Source organism: Pasteurella bettyae CCUG 2042 (genome assembly GCF_000262245.1).
GTDB classification, from domain to species: domain Bacteria; phylum Pseudomonadota; class Gammaproteobacteria; order Enterobacterales; family Pasteurellaceae; genus Basfia; species Basfia bettyae.
Genome location: NZ_AJSX01000026.1, coordinates 1 through 963 on the forward strand (window position 1 = coordinate 1; position 963 = coordinate 963).

Annotated in this window: 1 protein-coding gene; it reads left to right on the top strand. The window is 39.4% G+C overall.

Translation table 11 applies throughout. The features are described from left to right. Nucleotides 1–22: 22 nt before the first annotated feature. A partial coding sequence (locus HMPREF1052_RS04750) for a two-partner secretion domain-containing protein (protein ID WP_005760257.1) occupies nt 23–963 on the top strand: 941 nt, incomplete at its 3' end.

Consider the following 963-nt stretch of genomic DNA (forward strand, 5'->3'; position numbering starts at 1 on the left):
TTAAATAATAGAAGGAACTGTTATGAATAAACATTGTTTCCGTGTTGTTTTCAATAAAACCTTACAACGCTTGGTGGTTGTTTCTGAGCTAGCAAAATCAGAAGGAAAATCTACTGAGAAAAAGAATTTTAGTTTTCCAAGCATAACGGTTCGACTAAAAACACTCGTATTCAGCTTATTTTGTGCACTGGGTTTTGTATCATTTTCAAATTTGGCACTGGCGGATGCCTTAATTATAAGAGCCGACAAAACCGCCCCGAAAACCCAACAACCGATTATCCTTTCTACCGCCAATGGCTTACCTCAAGTAAATATCCAAACCCCAAATGATAAAGGCCTTTCCCATAATAAATATTCACAATTTGATGTAGCTGAAAAAGGGGCAATTTTAAATAACAGCCGCACCAACACTTCAACTCAATTAGCAGGAAACATTACCGCTAATCCTTACCTTGCTCGAGGCGAGGCAAAAGTCATTTTAAATGAGGTGAATTCCAGCAAACCAAGTGTAATGAAAGGCTATATGGAAGTGGCTGGTAAAAAAGCCCATGTGATTATTGCCAACCCAAGCGGATTACATTGTGATGGTTGCGGTGTGATTAATGCCGACCGAGCGACCTTTACCACAGGAAAGCCAGAGGTTAACAATGGTGTGGTGGAGAAATTCCAAGTTGAGAAAGGCAAAGTGACTATTGCGGGTAAGGGCTTAGATAACAGTAATGTAGATTACACGGAAATTCTTGCCCGTGAAACCCAAGTGAATGCGGGAATTTGGTCGAAAAAAGAAGCCAAAGTAATAACAGGTAAAAATACTGTTAAGCGTTCAGATTCCGACAATAATTTGCAAATAATCAGTACCAAACAACCGCTTGCAGATGAAAGCCAACCGCAATTTGCCATTGATGTGGGCAAATTAGGTGGAATGTATTCAGGTAAAATTTATTTAATTGGCACAGAAAAAGG